Source organism: Streptomyces sp. NPDC047117 (assembly GCF_040643545.1).
Taxonomy (GTDB): domain Bacteria; phylum Actinomycetota; class Actinomycetes; order Streptomycetales; family Streptomycetaceae; genus Streptomyces.
In genome coordinates this window covers 41,290-58,032 of the sequence record NZ_JBEYUN010000014.1, presented here as the reverse complement: position 1 = coordinate 58,032, position 16,743 = coordinate 41,290, and the positions used below count along the sequence as shown (strand labels likewise).

The 16,743-nt window shown below is 72.7% G+C and carries 14 protein-coding genes and 1 other RNA gene; 3 read left to right on the top strand and 12 right to left on the bottom strand.

Annotated features, from left to right (window positions below):
* Positions 1-31: 31 nt before the first annotated feature.
* Both ABZ840_RS25530 and ABZ840_RS25525 read right to left on the bottom strand, forming a co-directional pair.
* Entirely contained in the window at positions 32-1,393 is a 1,362-nt protein-coding gene (locus tag ABZ840_RS25530) for a nitrate/nitrite transporter (protein WP_361562598.1), read from the bottom strand.
* Positions 1,394-1,531: 138 nt separating this feature from the next.
* Positions 1,532-2,500, bottom strand: coding sequence for a LysR family transcriptional regulator (locus ABZ840_RS25525; protein WP_361562596.1), 969 nt, complete (start codon positions 2,498-2,500; stop codon positions 1,532-1,534).
* Between the two features lie 233 nt (positions 2,501-2,733).
* Here ABZ840_RS25525 and ABZ840_RS25520 point away from each other — a divergent pair, with 233 nt between their 5' ends.
* Both ABZ840_RS25520 and ABZ840_RS25515 read left to right on the top strand, forming a co-directional pair.
* Complete coding sequence (locus ABZ840_RS25520; protein WP_361562850.1) at positions 2,734-3,933, top strand: MFS transporter; 1,200 nt, start codon at positions 2,734-2,736, stop codon at positions 3,931-3,933.
* Between the two features lie 129 nt (positions 3,934-4,062).
* Positions 4,063-5,241 (top strand): epoxide hydrolase family protein, encoded by a 1,179-nt coding sequence (locus ABZ840_RS25515; protein WP_361562595.1) that lies wholly within the window; start codon positions 4,063-4,065, stop codon positions 5,239-5,241.
* A 39-nt stretch (positions 5,242-5,280) separates the two neighbouring features.
* Here ABZ840_RS25515 and ABZ840_RS25510 read toward each other — a convergent pair whose 3' ends face one another.
* The 6 genes from ABZ840_RS25510 to ftsE form a co-directional block, all read right to left on the bottom strand.
* Entirely contained in the window at positions 5,281-6,273 is a 993-nt protein-coding gene (locus ABZ840_RS25510; RefSeq protein WP_361562594.1) for a PHB depolymerase family esterase, read from the bottom strand.
* 152 nt (positions 6,274-6,425) lie between these two features.
* Positions 6,426-6,796: a transfer-messenger RNA gene (gene ssrA / locus ABZ840_RS25505) on the bottom strand.
* A 145-nt stretch (positions 6,797-6,941) separates the two neighbouring features.
* Positions 6,942-7,457: an SsrA-binding protein SmpB gene (gene smpB, locus ABZ840_RS25500; protein WP_030250378.1), complete on the bottom strand. Its 516-nt coding sequence runs from the start codon at positions 7,455-7,457 to the stop codon at positions 6,942-6,944.
* A gap of 18 nt (positions 7,458-7,475) precedes the next feature.
* Positions 7,476-8,699, bottom strand: coding sequence for a S41 family peptidase (locus tag ABZ840_RS25495; RefSeq protein ID WP_361562592.1), 1,224 nt, complete (start codon positions 8,697-8,699; stop codon positions 7,476-7,478).
* Between the two features lie 67 nt (positions 8,700-8,766).
* A complete protein-coding gene (gene ftsX / locus ABZ840_RS25490; protein WP_361562590.1) occupies positions 8,767-9,678 on the bottom strand; it encodes a permease-like cell division protein FtsX in 912 nt (303 codons plus the stop codon).
* 32 nt (positions 9,679-9,710) lie between these two features.
* Complete coding sequence (gene ftsE / locus ABZ840_RS25485; protein WP_361562588.1) at positions 9,711-10,400, bottom strand: cell division ATP-binding protein FtsE; 690 nt, start codon at positions 10,398-10,400, stop codon at positions 9,711-9,713.
* A 306-nt stretch (positions 10,401-10,706) separates the two neighbouring features.
* On the opposite strand from ftsE, the gene ABZ840_RS25480 reads away from it, so the two are divergent.
* Positions 10,707-10,907, top strand: a complete 201-nt coding sequence (locus ABZ840_RS25480) for a hypothetical protein (protein ID WP_361562586.1) — start codon at positions 10,707-10,709, stop codon at positions 10,905-10,907.
* 99 nt (positions 10,908-11,006) lie between these two features.
* Here the strand turns inward: ABZ840_RS25480 and ABZ840_RS25475 are convergent, their stop codons facing one another.
* The 4 genes from ABZ840_RS25475 to ABZ840_RS25460 form a co-directional block, all read right to left on the bottom strand.
* Positions 11,007-11,879, bottom strand: coding sequence for a hypothetical protein (locus tag ABZ840_RS25475; protein WP_361562585.1), 873 nt, complete (start codon positions 11,877-11,879; stop codon positions 11,007-11,009).
* Positions 11,880-12,189: 310 nt separating this feature from the next.
* Positions 12,190-13,302, bottom strand: coding sequence for a peptide chain release factor 2 (gene prfB, locus ABZ840_RS25470; RefSeq protein WP_361562583.1), 1,113 nt, complete (start codon positions 13,300-13,302; stop codon positions 12,190-12,192).
* Between the two features lie 177 nt (positions 13,303-13,479).
* Positions 13,480-14,739 carry a serine/threonine-protein kinase gene (locus tag ABZ840_RS25465; protein WP_361562581.1) on the bottom strand — a complete coding sequence of 420 codons (1,260 nt, stop codon included), beginning with the start codon at positions 14,737-14,739 and terminating at the stop codon, positions 13,480-13,482.
* Between the two features lie 251 nt (positions 14,740-14,990).
* Positions 14,991-16,709, bottom strand: coding sequence for a serine/threonine-protein kinase (locus ABZ840_RS25460; protein WP_361562579.1), 1,719 nt, complete (start codon positions 16,707-16,709; stop codon positions 14,991-14,993).
* Positions 16,710-16,743: the final 34 nt, after the last annotated feature.

Sequence of the window (16,743 nt, the reverse complement as noted above, 5' to 3'; positions counted from 1 at the left end):
TCCCGCCGGAGCCGTCACCGGGCGTGTCCGCTCACACCTCGGCGTACGCCGGGCGCTGCGCCTCCGCGGCCTGCGCGTCCGGCTCCGGCGCGGTGGGCCGGAGGTATACGGCCCAGGTCACGGCGGCGCACAGCGCGTAGCACACGAGGAAGGACACGAAGGCGGGCGTGCCGGAGCCCCCGGTCGCGAACGCCTGCCGGAAGGCGAGGTTGATGCCCAGGCCGCCGAGCGCGCCGACGGCGCCGATCAGCCCCATGGCCGCGCCCGAGAGGCGCCGCCCGTAGGCCGCCGCCGCCTCGCCGGCCAGCCCGCGCGAGACCGCCTTGGCCTGGAAGATCGCCGGGATCATCTTGTACGTGGAGCCGTTGCCGAGGCCGGTGAGCACGAAGAGGGCGATGAAGCCGACGAGGAAGACCGGCAGCGACTCGCGTACCGAGGCGGCGATCACGACGCCCGTCGCGACGCCCATGGCGGCGAAGTTCCCCAGCGTGATCCGCGCGCCCCCGAAGCGGTCGGCGAGCTTTCCGCCGACGGGCCGGATCAGCGAGCCGAGCAGCGGCCCGATGAAGGTCAGCGAGGCCGCCTGCAGCGGGGTCTGCGCGAACTGGTTCTGCAGGACGAGGCCGAAGGCGAAGCTGTAGCCGATGAACGACCCGAAGGTGCCGATGTAGAGCAGCGACATTATCCAGGTGTGCGGGTCGCGCGCCGCTTCCCTGGCCGCGCCGGTGTCATTGGTGACCGGCGCCAGGTTGTCCATGAACAGCGCGGCGCACAGGGCGGCGAGCACGATCAGCGGGAGATAGACGCCCAGCACGAGGCGCGGGTGCGCGGCGCCCGCCGTACCGATGACCAGCAGGCCCAGCAGCTGGATGACGGGTACGCCGATGTTCCCGCCGCCCGCGTTCAGGCCCAGTGCCCAGCCCTTCTTGCGCAGCGGGAAGAAGGAGTTGATGTTGGTCATGGAGGAGGCGAAGTTGCCGCCGCCCACTCCGGTGAGCGCCGCGACCACCAGGAAGGTGGTGTACGAGGTGCCCGGCTCCATCACGAAGGCCGCGGCGACGGTCGGCACGAGGAGCAGCAAGGCGCTCATGACCGTCCAGTTGCGTCCCCCGAAACGCGCCACCGCGAACGTGTACGGCACCCGGAGCACCCCGCCGACCACCGTGGGCATCGCGACCAGGAAGAACTTCCCGGCCGGGTCGACGCCGTACTCGGGCCCCATGAAGAGCACCATCACCGACCACAGGCTCCACACGGAGAAGCCGATGTGCTCGGAGAGCACGGAGAACCACAGGTTGCGGCGCGCGATCCGTTCGCCCCCGTCCGCCCAGAACGCCGCGTCCTCGGGATCCCACGTCTCGATCCACCGCTTGCCCTTGCGTGCCACCGTCATCGCGCCTCCCGGCTCTCGAAGTCACCCGCTCCGACGCTAGGGACGGCGCGTTTCGCGGCGGTGCCGCCAGGTGTCACGGACGCAATATCGCGCTCACCCGGAACCGCGGAACGCGGTGAGTACCGCCCGCGCCGCGCTTCACCCTGCCATCAACCGGGCGTCCTCGGGAGGCAGCCAGGCACCCCGGGGGCGGGACAGCCAGCCGCCCTCCGTGCCCAGTTCGCGCGCCGCGGCCCGCAGCACGTCCAGGCCCGGGTGGCGCAGCCCCCGCCGCCAGACCACCGACACCGGGGACAGCGGCACGGGGTCCACGAGGGGCCGCAGCACCATCCCGGGCGCCTCGATGAACTCCACGCCGGCCAGCACGGACCAGCCGCGCTTCCGTACGACGCGCAGGAACTCGGCCGGGCCGTCGATCTCCGGGTACGGCGCCGCCGCCCGGATGCCGCGCCCTTCGAAGAGCCGGTCGGCGAGGGCGGTCCACTCCGCGGTGTGCGCGTTGCCCGCCCCCGTGTACAGCGTCTCCCCGGCGAGCGCGTCCACGGGCACGGCGGCGCGCGCTGCCAGCGGGTGCTCCGCCGGCAGCAGGACGGCCATCGGCTCGTACCGCACCGGATGGTGGGCGAGCCGGTTCCGCACCCCGCGCGGCAGCCCCGCGACCCGTCCGAAGGACACGTCGAGGCCGCCCGCCAGCAGCCCTTCCGCCGCGCCGGTCAGGCCGCTGTGGAAGCGCGCGGCGAACTCCAGGTCGGGGGCCGCGGCACGGGCCCGCTCCAGCACCCGGTACGCGGTCCCCACCGGCGCGCCCACGTCGACCAGCAGCGGACGCGCGCGGTCGGCGCCGCCGGTGAACGCCGCGGACAGCTCGTCGTGCGCGGCGAGCACGCGCTGGGCGTACGGGAGCAGCCGCTCGCCCTCCGGGGTGAGCCGCACCTGGCGGGTGGTGCGCAGGAACAGCACGGTGCCGAGATCGCGCTCCAGGCGGCGGATGTCCCGGCTGAGGGCTTGCTGGGCGACGTACAGGCGGGCGGCGGCACGGGTGAAGTGGAGCTCCTCGGCGGCGGCCAGGAAGGCGCGCAGCAGTCGAGGCTCTATGTCGTGGGGCACACACCCATGGTGACAAAGCCGGGCCGAGGTCCCCCAGTCCTGGTGGCGGCACATTGACAACCAATATCGGTGAATGGGCGGCGGGAAGGTGTTGGACGCCCCGTGGGCGCCGGCCCGACCGTGGACGGGTGATCCTCTTCCTCGCCGCCCGTCCCGTGACCGCCCCGCCCGTTCCCGGACGCGCACGCCGTGCCGCCGGCCGCACCCGCCGCCCGGCCGCCCGCGGCCCGCGCCTGCCCTTCCTCCGCCCGTACGCCCGGATCTTCGAGGTGCCCGGCGCCCGCGCCTTCACCGCGGCCAACCTCCTGGCCCGGCTTCCCATGGGCATGTTCAGCGTCAGCGCGGTGCTCATGATCGCCGGCTCGCGCGGCTCGTACGCGCTGGCCGGGGCCGTGACCGCGGCCGGGCTCGCGGCGACGGCCGTCGTCGGCCCGTGGACGGCGCGGCTGGCCGACCGCCACGGACAGGGCCGGGTGGCGCCGCTCGCCGCCCTCCTCGCCGTCGCCGGCTCGCTGGCCCTCGTGCTGTGCGTACGGCTCGACGCGCCCGCCTGGACGCTCTTCGCCTCCTACGTGTGCACCGCGACCACGCCCAACACGGGCGGCATGTCGCGGGCCCGCTGGGCGCACCTCTTCCGCGACGACCCCCGTGCCCTGCACACCGCCCACTCCTTCGAGCAGGCGGCGGACGAGGTGTGCTTCATGCTGGGGCCGGTGCTCGCGGCCTTCCTGTGCACGGCGCTGTTCCCGGAGGCGGGCACGCTCGTCGGGGCCGTTCTGCTGCTGACCGGGATGGTGCTGTTCGGGGCGCAGCGCCGTACGGAGCCGCCGCCCGCGCCCCGTACGGGCCGGGTCCGCTCCCCGCTGCGCCGTCGCGGCCTGCCCCCGCTCCTGCTGACCTTCCTGTGCACGGGCGCGGTCTTCGGCTCGCTGGAGGTCGTCACCATCGGGTTCGCCGACAGGCACGGCGTACGTGCGGCGGCGGGCGGCATCCTGGCGCTGCAGGCGGCCGGTTCGTGCGCCGCGGGCCTGCTGTACGGGCTGCTGCCGCCCGCTGACCGGCCCGCCGCGCGCTTCGCCGGCTGCGTGGCGGCGATGGCCGCCCTGATGCTGCTGCCGCTCCTCGGGGCGGCGAGCGGCAGCCTCGCGGTGCTGGCGGCCGCCCTGCTGGTGGCCGGCATGGCGACCGCGCCGACGATGGTCACCGGCATGGGCCGGGTGCAGGCCCTGACCCCCGCGGGCCAGGTCAACGAGGGCCTGACGCTCGCCGTCACCGCCCTGCTGGCCGGCATCGCGGCGGGCTCGGCGGCGGGCGGCTGGGCCACGGACCACCTCGGGAGCGGCGGGGCGGGATACGCCGTACCGGCCGCCGCCGCGGCCCTGGCTGCGGCCGTGACGCTCACCGGGCGCCTCCGGACGGCCCGGAGCGCGTGACGCGGGCCGCGGGGCCCACGCGCTGTCCCGAGTGCGTGCCGCGGGCCGCCGGGCCCCTCGCGGCGGCCCGGCCCGCGCGATCCCGCGTCGCGGTCCCGCCCCGTCCGCGGTGGCCCCTACGGTCGGCCCATGACCTCCGACCGACCGCACACAGAGACCGCTGCCGCCGTCACCCCGTTCCGTATCGACATCCCCGCCGCCGACCTCGCCGACCTGCGCGAACGGCTCGCCCGGACCCGGTGGCCGGACGAGCTGCCGGGCGTCGGCTGGAGCCAGGGCGTGCCGCTCGCTTACCTCAAGGAGCTCGCCGCGTACTGGCACGACGGCTACGACTGGCGGCGGCACGAGGCCGAGCTGAACAGCTACCCGCAGTTCACCACCACCCTCGACGGCACGACCGTGCACTTCCTCCACGTGCGCTCCGGTGCCCCGGACGCGCTCCCCCTCGTGCTGCTGCACGGCTGGCCGGGCTCCTTCGTGGAGTTCCTCGACCTGATCGGGCCGCTCACCGAGGCGGGGTACGACGTCGTCGTGCCGTCCCTGCCCGGCTACGCCTTCTCCGGGCCGCCGGCGAAGCCCGGCTGGGGCGTCCCGCGCATCGCCACCGCGTTCGCCGAGCTGATGCGGCGACTGGGGTACGCACGCTACGGGGTGCACGGCAGCGACTGGGGCGCGATGATCGCCCGCGAGTGGGGGCGGCAGCACCCGGAGGCGGTGGCCGCGGTCCATCTGACGCTGCTGCCCTCCGCGGTGGCGACCGCCGAGCCCACTGAAGAGGAGCGGGCGGGGCTTCTCGAAGCGCAGCTGGCGGAGGTGCACGCCTCTCTGGAGCAGCGCGCGCACGTCCAACGGGAGGAGATGGGCTACGGCATCCTGCAGTCCACCCGTCCGCAGACTCTCGGGTACGCGCTCACCGACTCCCCCGTGGGCCAGCTCGCCTGGATCACCGAGAAGTTCAAGGTGTGGACGGACTCCCGGCACACGCCCGAGGAGGCGGTCGGCCGCGACCGCCTCCTGACGAACGTGATGCTCTACTGGCTCACCGGCACCGCCACGTCCTCGGCACGCCTGTACTACGAGACGATGCACTCCGGGGCCGGCTGGGGCGGGAACACGGTGCCGTCCACCACCCCGACCGCCGTCGCGGTCCTCCCCGCCGACCTGACCCGCCCGGTGCGCCATCTCGCGGACCGGTCGGACGCGGTGGTGCGGTGGACGGAGTACCCGCGCGGCGGCCACTTCCCCGGCCTGGAGGTGCCGGACCTGCTCCTGGACGACCTGCGGGAGTTCTTCGGCACGTTCCGGTGAGCCGGCGCTCTCCGATGGGCGGCCGGGCCGGCGGCGGGCTCAGCCGCCCAGGCCCCACCCCTTCCCCATCTCGTAGGCGGCGCAGAGGTTCACGTCGAGCATGTACGCGCCGGCCGTGCCGCACTGGGCGGGGCCGGTCCCGGGGTCCAGCGGCTGCCCGTGCCCCATGCCGGTGATCTCGTACGTCTCGGCGGCCACCGCGCCCGCCGCGTCCCGGTACACCGCGTGCGGGTGGCCGCCCACCGTGTCCTTGGTGTCCGCGATCCGGTCGGCTCCGTGCACGTTGGTCCACTGCTCGACGAGGTCGGCCATGTTCACCGGCTTCACGGTCGTGTCGGACGTGCCCTGGAAGACCGTGAGCCGGGGCCAGGGGCCGGTGTACCCGGGCCGGGCCGCCCGCACCCGGTCGCCCCACTGCGCGGGCGTCTGGGTGGCGCCGACGTACATGCACACGTACGGCGAGCCCGCCGCCTGCGCACAGCCGTACGGGAGGCCCGCGACCACGCCGCCCGCCGTGTAGGTCTCCGGGTACGCGGCCATCATGACCGCGGTCATGCCGCCGCCGGCCGAGAGCCCGGTGACGTACGCCTTGGAGCCGCCCGCGTCGGCGAGCTGCCTGGCGGTCATCTGCTGGATGGAGGCCGCCTCGCCCTTGCCGCGTTCGATGTCGCCCGCCTGGAACCAGTTGAAGCAGGAGCTGAGGTTGTTGGCGCTCGTCTGGCCCGGGAACACCACGGAGAAGCCCCAGCGGTCGGCGAGTTCGGTCCAGCCGCTCTGCTTGCCGTAGGCGGTGGCGTTCTGCGTACAGCCATGCAGCGCGACGACCACGGGGCGGCCGGCGGGCAGGCCCTCGGGGGCGTAGCGGTACATCCGCAGCGCCCCGGGGTTGCTGCCGAAGCCGGTGACCTCCTCGAGGGTGCCGGCGGCGGACGCGGCGGCAGTGCCCGCCCGCGCGGTGCCGGAGGGCAGGAACAGGGCGGCCAGCAGGGCCGCGAGAAGGATGCTCAGCGCACCTTTGATTGTCTTGTACATGCCCGAGGACGGTAGAAGCGGACGACGCGCCCCGATATGGCGCCGGGCGCCACATCCGGCGCCCGCACCATGGGCCGGACATGACGAAGCCCCGCTGCCCGAGGCAGCGGGGCTTCGCCCACATGGGATGTCCGGAGGCCGGGGCCTCCGTTCGGTGGAGATGGCGGGAATCGAACCCGCGTCCAACGGTGCAGAATCAGGGCTTCTCCGTGTGCAGTCCGCTGCGATTTTCTCAGCCCCGGAGATCACGCGGACAAGTCTCCGACGGGCTCAGTCACTGTTTGATGTCTCCACAGAACCCCGTGACCGGGCTCAGTGGATAAGACCCCTAGCTGATGCCAGGATCCGGGTCGGGATCATCCCCGGGCTGACACTTCGCAGGTCGCTACTTAGGCAGCGAGGGCGAAGGAATCGCGCTTGGTGTTGGCGATTATTGGTTGCGACATATGGTTAACGAGATCATTGCCGCTTCCTCGACACGCTTCCCCTGCTTCGACATCCGCTGTCGAAACCGATCATCCCCATGTTGTGTTTTCAACGCCGGACACTCCGTCCCGCGGAGCGCCCCGCACCCCGTCATTCCGAGGTACGTGTGCCATCGTACGGGAACAACGCGGCACCGTGCCAGCAATATTCCCCGGGGTCACCGGGAGGGCCCTTCCGCCAGGTCAGGCCCGCTGCCGGCGGCGCACCGCCGAGATCGCCCGGTCGGCCTCACGGCGGTCCTGCTGCTCGCGCAGGGTCTGCCGCTTGTCGTACTCCTTCTTGCCCTTGGCCAGCGCGATCTCGACCTTCGCGCGGCCCTTCAGGAAGTACAACTGGAGCGGCACGATCGTGTGGCCGGTCTCCTGGGACTTCGAGGCCAGCTTGTCGATCTCCTCGCGGTGCAGCAGCAGCTTGCGCTTGCGGCGCGCCGCGTGGTTGGTCCAGGTGCCCTGCGCGTACTCGGGGATGTGCACGTTGTGCAGCCACGCCTCGCCGCCGTCGATCTGGACGAAGCCGTCCACGAGCGAAGCCCGCCCCTGCCGCAGCGACTTCACCTCCGTGCCCGAGAGCACGAGGCCGCACTCGTAGGTGTCGATGATGAGGTAGTCGTGCCGCGCCTTCTTGTGCTGCGCAATCAGCTTGCGCCCGGCCTCCGCGGCCTGCCGCTTCGCCTTCGTCTTCGCGTTCGCCTTAGCCATAGTGCGGCCATTTTCGCACTACGACCCGCCCCCCAGGCCACTCATTACTGCTCTGGCCCGGCTCTCCGCACGGTCCTCGGCGGGAATGTCGGGGCGGATGCCCCGGCCGTCGACGCCATGGCCGGACGGGGTGCGGTAGTGGCCGACGGTCAGCTCGGCCACCGAGCCGTCCGCGAGCTTGCTGGGCATCTGGACCGAGCCCTTGCCGAAGGTCGACGAGCCGATCACCACCGCGCGGCCGCGGTCCTGCAGCGCCCCGGCCAGCAGCTCCCCCGCGCTCATCGTGCCGCCGTCGACCAGCACGGCCACCGGCGACTTCGTGGCCTGCCCGCGGTCGGCGTACAGCGCGCGCTGGCTGCCCCGTACGTCGTACGTGGCGACCAGGCCGCCGTCGAGGAACGCGGCGGCCGCGGTGACCGCCTCCCCGACCAGGCCGCCGGTGTTGCCGCGCAGGTCCAGCAGGATGCCGCCGGGCGGGGCCGAGCGGACCGCCTCCCGGATCTCCTCGCCGGTGCCCTTGGCGAACGCCTCGACCTTGATCCGCGTCAGGCCGCCGGGCGCGGCCGGCCGCTCCACGGTGACGTTCGCCGTGCGCAGCCGGGCGCGGTGCAGCGTCACGGACCGGTCCTGGTCCGCGCGCCGGAGCCGCAGCTCCACGGGGGTGCCGGGGGCGGCCGCGCCGCCCGCGCGCTTCGAGGTACTGCCGGCGTCCCCGCGCAGCCCGGCCACCACATCGGTGACGGGGCGGTGGCGGGTGGTACGGCCGTCGACGGCGAGCAGGCCGTCACCGGGCGCGATGCCGGCCCGCGCCGCGGGGCTGTCGGGCCGGACCCGGGAGACCTGGACCCGGCCGTGCTCGCCCTGGCGCAGCCACAGGCCGACGCCGACGTACTCGCCGTCGAGCTCCCGCCGGAAGTCCTCGTACTCGCCCGCGGTGTAGACCGTGGACCAGCGGTCGCCGCTGCGGCTGACCACGTCGGCGGCGGCCTGGCTGCCGGACTTGCCGGCCTTGGCAGCCTCGGCGGCGGCCTCCTCGACGGCCTCGCGGTCCGCCGTACCGTCCGCCGCGGCCCGGCCGTCGGCGACGGTCCGTACCGGTATGTGCCGCTCGGCCCCTTCCCGGCCTTCGCCGGTCCAGGTACCGGCCGCTGCGCCGGTGCCGAGCACGCTCGCCACCACCAACGTCATGGCCGCCCCGCGGCGGATGCGGCGGGGCCGGACAAAGTGCAATCGGCCCGACATGCCGGTGAGTCTAGGCCAGAAAGAAGCGCCGTACGGGCAGTTGCCCGTACGGCGCTCTTGGCATAACTCACACCTTCAGATACTTGCGGAGCGCGAAAAACGCGGCGAGCGCCGGCATCAGAAGACCGATGAGCAGCACCAACGGGAGTACCGCCACCACGGAGTCCCAGCCGATGAAGTTGATCACCTGGATCTTCTCCGCCAGCCAGTTGTTCACGAGGATGAACTTGCCGCCGACGATCAGGACGCACGCGAACGCGGCGCCGATCAGGCCGGCGATGGCGGCCTCCAGGATGAACGGCATCTGGATGTAGAAGCTGGACGCGCCGACCAGCCGCATGATCCCGGTTTCCCGCCTGCGGCTGAACGCCGACACCCGCACGGTGTTGACGATCAGCAACAGCGCAACGACCAGCATCAGCCCCATCACGCACAGCGCGGCGATATTCATGCCGTTGAGCAGGTTGAACAGCGGCTCGACGGTGTCCCGTTGGTCCTGGACCTCCTGGACGCCCGGCCGCTCGCTGAAGGCCGATTTGATGACCGCGAACTTGGTCGGGTCCTTCAGCTTGACCCGGAAGGACTCCGGCAGCTGGTCGGGCGTGACGAGGCCCGCCACGGGCGTGTCGCCGAACTGCTCCTTGTAGTGCTTGTACGCCTGGTCGCTGGACTCGTAGCTCACCTTGTCGACGATCGGCAGCCGGTCCAGCTCGGCGCGGATGTCGTTCTTCTGCTGCGTCGTCGCCGCGCCCTTGGCGCAGTTGGCGCCGGAGTCGGCGTCGTTCTTGTTGCAGAAGAAGATGGAGACGTTGACCTTGTCGTACCAGTAGCCCTTCATCGTGCTGACCTGGTCGCGCATCAGCAGCGAGGCGCCGAAGAGGCCGAGCGAGAGAGCCACGGAGACGATGACGGCGAAGGTCATCGTGAGGTTTCGGCGGAGACCGACGCCGATCTCCGACAGGACGAACTGGGCGCGCATGGCGTCCTTTCAGTGCTGGGGGCCGTACACGCTTAGTGCTGGTAGCCGTACACGCCGCGCGACTGGTCGCGTACGAGCCGGCCCTTTTCGAGTTCCATGACCCGCTTGCGCATCTGGTCGACGATCTGCTGGTCGTGGGTGGCCATGACCACCGTCGTACCGGTGCGGTTGATCCGGTCCAGCAGCTTCATGATGCCGACGGAGGTCTGCGGGTCGAGGTTGCCGGTCGGCTCGTCGGCGATCAGCAGCATCGGGCGGTTCACGAACGCCCGGGCGATCGCGACGCGCTGCTGCTCACCACCGGACAGCTCGCCCGGCATCCGGTCCTCCTTGCCGCCGAGGCCGACCAGGTCGAGCACCTCGGGGACGGTCTTGCGGATCTGGCCGCGCGGCTTGCCGATGACCTCCAGGGCGAACGCGACGTTCTGCCCGACGGTCTTGTTCGGGAGCAGCCGGAAGTCCTGGAAGACGGTGCCGATCTGGCGCCGCATCTGCGGGACCTTCCAGTTGGACAGCTTCCCGAGGTCCTTGCCCAGTACGTGCACCGCGCCGTGGCTGGACCGCTCCTCACGCAGGAGCAACCGCAGGAAGGTGGACTTGCCGGAGCCGGAAGAGCCCACCAGGAAGACGAACTCGCCTCGTTCGATCTCGAGCGAGACGTCCCTGAGCGCGGGGCGGTTCTGCTTCGGGTAGGTCTTGGAGACGTTGTCGAATCGGATCACTGATGCACCACGGTCGACCTGGGTAGGGGCACGGTTTGCCGTGTTGCGGCTCCCGTCGGTGAGCGTGACCATACGCGAACCACGTGGCGCGGCGCAGTCGGCGTCCGGTCTTGGTGCGTTTATTCACGGCACCTACGGGGACAAAACGAGCACATTCCGGCTTCCGCCGAGGGCCTGCGCGCGGCCTGAATACGCCGTGCGCTGCGAGGATTCCCGTAGGCGCGCCGATGTCCGGCCGAGCTGGCACAGTAGAAGAGGGAACCAACGCGCCGGCCCGCGCGTTGGAGCGGGTGAGAAGGAGGTCGCATGACGTACGACCGGCTGGTGTGCGCCAACTGCGCGGCCCCCGTGAACGAGGGCCGTTGCCCGGTGTGCCGGGCGAGCAGGCAGCGACTGCAGCAGCAGAGTGGCCTGACCGGGCTTTTCGCGCAGGTCAACCCGGCGGCGCTGATCGCGCTGCTGGTGGCGCTGGTCGCGGTGGGCCTGCTGTGGGACCGGGTGGGCTGAGGCCCCGACTGATCTTGTGCAGGACGCACCAGGGCCCGGCGCGGAATCCGCGCCGGGCCCTCTGCTGTGCTGCGTGTCGCGCTACGAAGCCGTACGGCCTCAGGCCGCGGCCGCGCCACCCTTGTTGATCAGGCGGGGCAGCATGCGGAAGCCGACGCCGCCGGCGATCATCGTCGCGGCACCGATGAGCAGGAACGTCGTACCGGACGAACCGGTTTCGGCCAGCTCGCCACCGGCCTGCTGCTGGCCACCCTGCGGGGTGTCCTGCGCCTGACCCGGCGTGTTGGCGATGTCCTCCTTGGAGTCGCCCGGCTGCTCGACCGGCGTCTGGCCGCCGTTGTCGGGGCCGGGGCCGGTGTCGCCACCGTCGTCGGAGCCGCCGGCGTTGCCGCCACCGTTGTCGCCGCCGCCGACGTTGCCGTTGTCGCCACCGTTGTCGCCGCCGTTGCCGCCGCCGACCTGGCCACCGTTGCCGTTGTCGCCGCCGTTGCCGCCGCCGACCTGACCGCCGTTGCCGTTGTCGCCGCCGTTGCCGCCGCCGACCTGGCCACCGTTGTCCTGGCCACCGTTGTCGTCGCCGCCGATGACGCCGCCGTCGTCGTCGCCACCGATGGCGCCGCCGTTGTCCTGGCCACCGTTGTCGTCGCCGCCGATGGCACCGCCGTCGTCGTCGCCGCCGCCGATCGCGCCGCCGTTGTCCTCGCCGCCGTCGCCGCCGCCGATCAGACCGCCGTCGGTCTCGCCACCGGTGTCGCCGCCGGTGTCGCCGCCGGTGTCACCACCGTTGCTGCCGCCGCTGTCGCCACCGCCGACGAGGCCGCCGATCAGGCCGCCGATGATGCCACCGTCGTCCTGAGCCTGAGTGCCCGGCGTGGCAGCGGAAGCGGCACCCGTCACGGTGAGCGAAGCGCCCACTGCGATCACGGCACCGGCCGCAACGCGCGCCACGCGCACTCGCGTCTTCTTCGTCATCTAGTGCTACCCCCAGTAGCTACATGTGTCATTGGGGCATCGCTGTGCGGGGCAACGGCCGATGCGGGACACGAGTCCGCTCCGTCTCTCGCAGGCGGTTACCTCAGATCCCCGTTTCACACGCGCCCCAGACATACGCATGCCGCGCACTACCCTTCCCAGATCCCAACGGACCGTCAAGGTCAAATAAAGGCTCGATGACCGTATTGCGGTACTTTGATGGGCTCGGCGGCGTACGACTGTAACCAAATCAGCACAACGAAAAAGCAACCGCCGCCTCGACGGCGACGGTTGCTCCGGGTGTTCCGGTCTAGCCCTGCTGCTCCTGCTGCTTGCGCCAGCGGATGCCGGCCTCCAGGAAGCCGTCGATGTCGCCGTCCAGCACACCCTGCGGGTTGCCGACCTCGAACTCCGTCCGCAGGTCCTTGACCATCTGGTACGGGTGCAGGACGTACGAACGCATCTGGTTGCCCCAGGAATTGCCGCCGTCGCCCTTGAGCGCGTCCATCTTGGCCTGCTCCTCCTGGCGGCGCCGCTCCAGCAGCTTCGCCTGGAGGACGTTCATGGCGGTGGCCTTGTTCTGGATCTGCGAGCGCTCGTTCTGGCAGGAGACCACGATGCCGGTCGGGATGTGCGTCAGGCGGACCGCGGAGTCCGTGGTGTTGACGCCCTGGCCACCGGGGCCGGAGGAGCGGTACACGTCGACCCGCAGGTCCGACTCGTCGATCTCGATGTGGTCGGTCTGCTCGACGACGGGCAGCACCTCGACGCCGGCGAACGACGTCTGGCGGCGGCCCTGGTTGTCGAACGGGGAGATCCGGACCAGGCGGTGCGTGCCCTGCTCCACGGAGAGCGTGCCGTAGGCGTACGGCACGTTGACGGCGAAGGTGGTCGACTTGATGCCGGCCTCTTCGGCGTACGAGGTCTCGTACAGCTCCGTCTTGTAGCCGTGCCGCTCGGCCCAGCGCAGGTACATGCGCTGCAGCTTCTCGGCGAAGTCGGCGGCGTCCACGCCACCCGCCTCGGCGCGGATGTTCACGACCGCCTCACGGGAGTCGTACTCGCCGGACAGGAGGGTGCGCACCTCCAGCTCGTCCACGGCCTTGCGGACCGCGGTCAGCTCGGACTCCGCCTCGGCCTGGGCGTCATCGTCGCCCTCGTCCGCGGCCAGCTCGAACAGCACTTCGAGGTCGTCGACCCGACCGCGCAGCTCCTCGGCCTTGCGCAGCTGGCCCTGGAGGTAGGAGAGCCGGCTGGTGACCTTCTGGGCGTTCTCCACGTCGTCCCAGAGGTCGGGGGCCGCTGCCTGCTCCTCGAGCGCAGCGATATCGGCCCTCATCCTGTCGAGGTCGAGGACGGCCTCGATCGACGCCATGGTCGAGGCGAGGGACTTCAGCTCTTCGGATACATCGACGACTGCCACGACTCCAGCCTAACGGCTGGGGAAGGCGACCTGACCCGTGGCCGTCCCCGGCCGTCCTCGTAAGGCCTCGCACGGCCCCCGGACGGACCGGACGGTGGGCATGTGCGGCGCCGTCGCGGTTGCCCGCGCGGTTCCCCGCGCCCCTTGCGGGGCGCGCCACTGCTGCGGGGCCGTGCGTTACGGCACGTCCGGTGACGACTGCTGCGTACCGGGGCGGGCGTCGTCCGGGGCGTCGTCGCCGGAGGCGAGCCACGTGCCCAGGCCCGCGGCGACCACGAGGGCACCCGCCGCGAGGCCCAGCCGGACCCGGCGCTTCCGTACCCGGTGACGGGCAGAGCCCGCCCGGCGCTCACCCGCGGCGCGCGGCGTGCGGGCCGTGCCGTGTGCCCCGCCGGCCAGCTCGTCCGGGCCCGGCACCCGCATGCTCGTGTGCGTGTCCCGATTGGAGTCCGGAGCCGCGCCGTGGACCAGCGGCACCGCTCCACGGACCCTGCCGCCCTCCTCGGGCGCCGGGTGGTACGGGCCGCCCTCCTCGCGGGCCGCCTCCGGCACCGCGGCCGGCTCGTCGGCCTCCTCCTCGCTCTCCGGCTCGTCGATGTCCAGCGGCGGGATGCCCGCCAGCGACGGCTGGATCTCCCGCAGCCGGGCCGCCAGCTCGGGGGCGCGGAGCCGGGAGGCCGGCGCCTTGGCCAGGCACTGGAGGAGCAGCTGCCACAGCTCGTCCGGGATGCCGGGCAGCGGCGCCACCCGCTCGGTGACGTGCCGGCGGAGCACCGCGCCGGGGTGTCCGCCCCCGAAGGGCGTGAAGCCGGCGAGCAGCTCGTACAGGACCGTGGCCAGCGCGTAGACGTCCACGGAGGCGCGGGGCGGGAGGCCCTCGATGATCTCGGGGGCGAGGTAGTCGGGGGTGCCGATGACCCGGGTGGAGCGGGTGCGGCGGGGCGAGTCGACCAGGCGCGCGATGCCGAAGTCGGTGAGCAGGGCGGGGTGCGCGCCGCCGGGGCCGAGCGGGCCCTCCATGTCCAGCAGGACGTTCTCGGGCTTCACGTCGCGGTGCACGATGCGCGCGGCGTGCGCGGCGGCCAGGCCCTCGGCGACGTCGGCCACGATGGCGACCGCGGCCTCCGGGGCCAGCCGGCGCTGGGCGTCCAGGCGGGTCCGCAGGTCCGTGCCCCGGACGAGGTCCATCACCAGCGCGAGGTCGTTGCCGTCCACGACCAGGTCGCGGACGCCGACCACGTGCGGGTGGTCCAGGCTGAGCAGCGCGGCGCGCTCCTGCACGAAGCGGCCGACCAGCTCCTGGTCGGAGGCGAGGTCCTCGCGCAGCAGCTTGATCGCCACGGCCCCTTCGGGGCCCTCGCCCAGCCACACCGTGCCGGCGCTCCCACGACCGAGGATCTGGTGGGCGGTGTACCGGCTGCCGATCTTCCGTGCCAAGACTGCTCCGACGGGTCTTGTCCGACAGGTGACGGCCCGCGGCGCGGATGCGCGGGGGCCGCGGCCCGGGGCGCGGGGGTGCGCGGGGCCGATGCTGGCGACAAAACTACGCGGGCCGCGGGGCTTTCGGCGCCCCGGACGCCGTCAACCGCCACTTCTCCGCCGGAAAATCTGCTGGGATGTCGACAAATCTACGACGTCCCCTTCCGGCGGAGCGGTGGCGGCGGACGGGTCCGCTTACGGGCGGGCCGCTACTGGCCCACCGACTTCGAGGCTTCGCCGATCGTGGACACCCAGTCCGAGACGTCGGTCCACCACTGGCTGATCTGGTTCCAGAAGCTGCGGCCCTGGCCGATCCAGTCCTGGAGCGGGGTCAGCTCCCAGATGAGCCAGCAGCCGACCACGATCAGCACGATCATGATCAGGCAGCCCTTGAGGCAGCCCAGGCCCGGGATGTGCACCGGGTTGGCGCTGCGCCGGCGCGGCTCCCGCTCGCGGCGGCGCGGCTCCGGGGCCGGCGGCCGCGGCTCGTACCGCTGCGGCGGCGGCTCCTGTCGGCGCTGGCGCGGCTGGGGCTGCGGCGGCTGCTGGTACTGCGGCGGCTGCTGCCCGTACTGCGGCTGCTGCTGGTACTGCTGGGGCGGGGGCTGCGGGGGCCGGCGCTGGGGGCGGCGGCGCAGCGGGTCCTCGTCCGGGTTCAGGTACTGGACCTGGGTCTGCTCGTTCCGGTCCCGGGCGGCGCGCAGCTGGTTCCCCCAGGGGTGGGGCTCCTCGGGCTGCTGCGGATCACCGCCGGGCGGGCCCGGCGGTACGGGCGGCATCGCGCGGGTCGGGTCGCCGCTCCCCGGGGGGCGCCCGGAGTCGGCGCCGAAGCCGGCGGCTGCGGCGCCCGCCGCCGCACCGGCCGCGGCGGCGCCGGTGGTCGGCATGACGTTGGTCGCGGCGGACGGGTCGTACGTACCGCCGCCGGCGCCGCCGGAGGGCAGTACCTGGGTCGGATCGGCGTCACCGCTGCCGCCGCCGTCGGCTCCGGTGTCGGGCACGGGCGCGGGCGCCGGGTCGGGCGCGAGCAGGGCGGCGACGCCCAGCGCGGCCTCGGCCTCGGCGGGCGAGGCGTGCACGCCGATGCCGGCCGCGACCACGCGCAGGGCACGGGCGAGGTTCTCGGCGCTCGGCCGCCCCTCCGGGCGCTTGCTCAGGCAGCGCTCTATGACGGTCCACAGCGGCTCGGGAACGCTGCCCGGACGCTGCGGGTCCTCGCTGAGGTGCCGGTGCAGCACTTCGAGGGCGGTCGAGCCGGCGAACGGCGGACGGCCCGTGACCAGCTCGTACAGCAGGATGCCCGCGCCGTAGATGTCCACGGCGGAGGTCTGCGGGCGGCCCTCGGCGGACTCCGGCGCGACGTACGCGGGGGTGCCGACGAACTCCTGGGTACGGGTCAGGCCCGGGGAGTCCGCGAGCCGGGCGATGCCGAAGTCGGTCAGCATCGGATGCATCTCGGCGGCGCCGTCGGCCCCCGCGAGCAGGACGTTCGCGGGCTTCAGGTCCCGGTGCACGACGCCGTCGGCGTGGCTGGCGGCCAGCGCGTCGGCGATCTGCGCGGTCAGCAGCGCGGCCGCGACCGGGCTGAACGGGCCGTTCCGGCGCAGGTACTGGTGCAGGTCCGGGCCGTCGACCAGGTCCATGACCAGGGCGAGCAGGTCACCCTCCACGACCAGGTCGCGGGTCCGGACGATGTTCGGGTGGGTGAGCCGCAGCAGGACGGAGCGCTCGCGCAGGAAGCGCATCACCACGTCCGGGTCGTGCGCCAGCTCCTCTTTGAGAACCTTGATCGCGACCGTCTCGCCGGGCTGCCCGGCGACGGCGGCCTCCTCGCCCGCCGTCTCCCGCTGGCGAGCACGCCAGACGGTGCCCGTGGCGCCGCGTCCGAGCGGCTCCTCGAGCAGGTATTTGCTCCCTACCGGCCGCACGTCATGGGCTCCCTGGTCGTTACTGAGCAGCTGC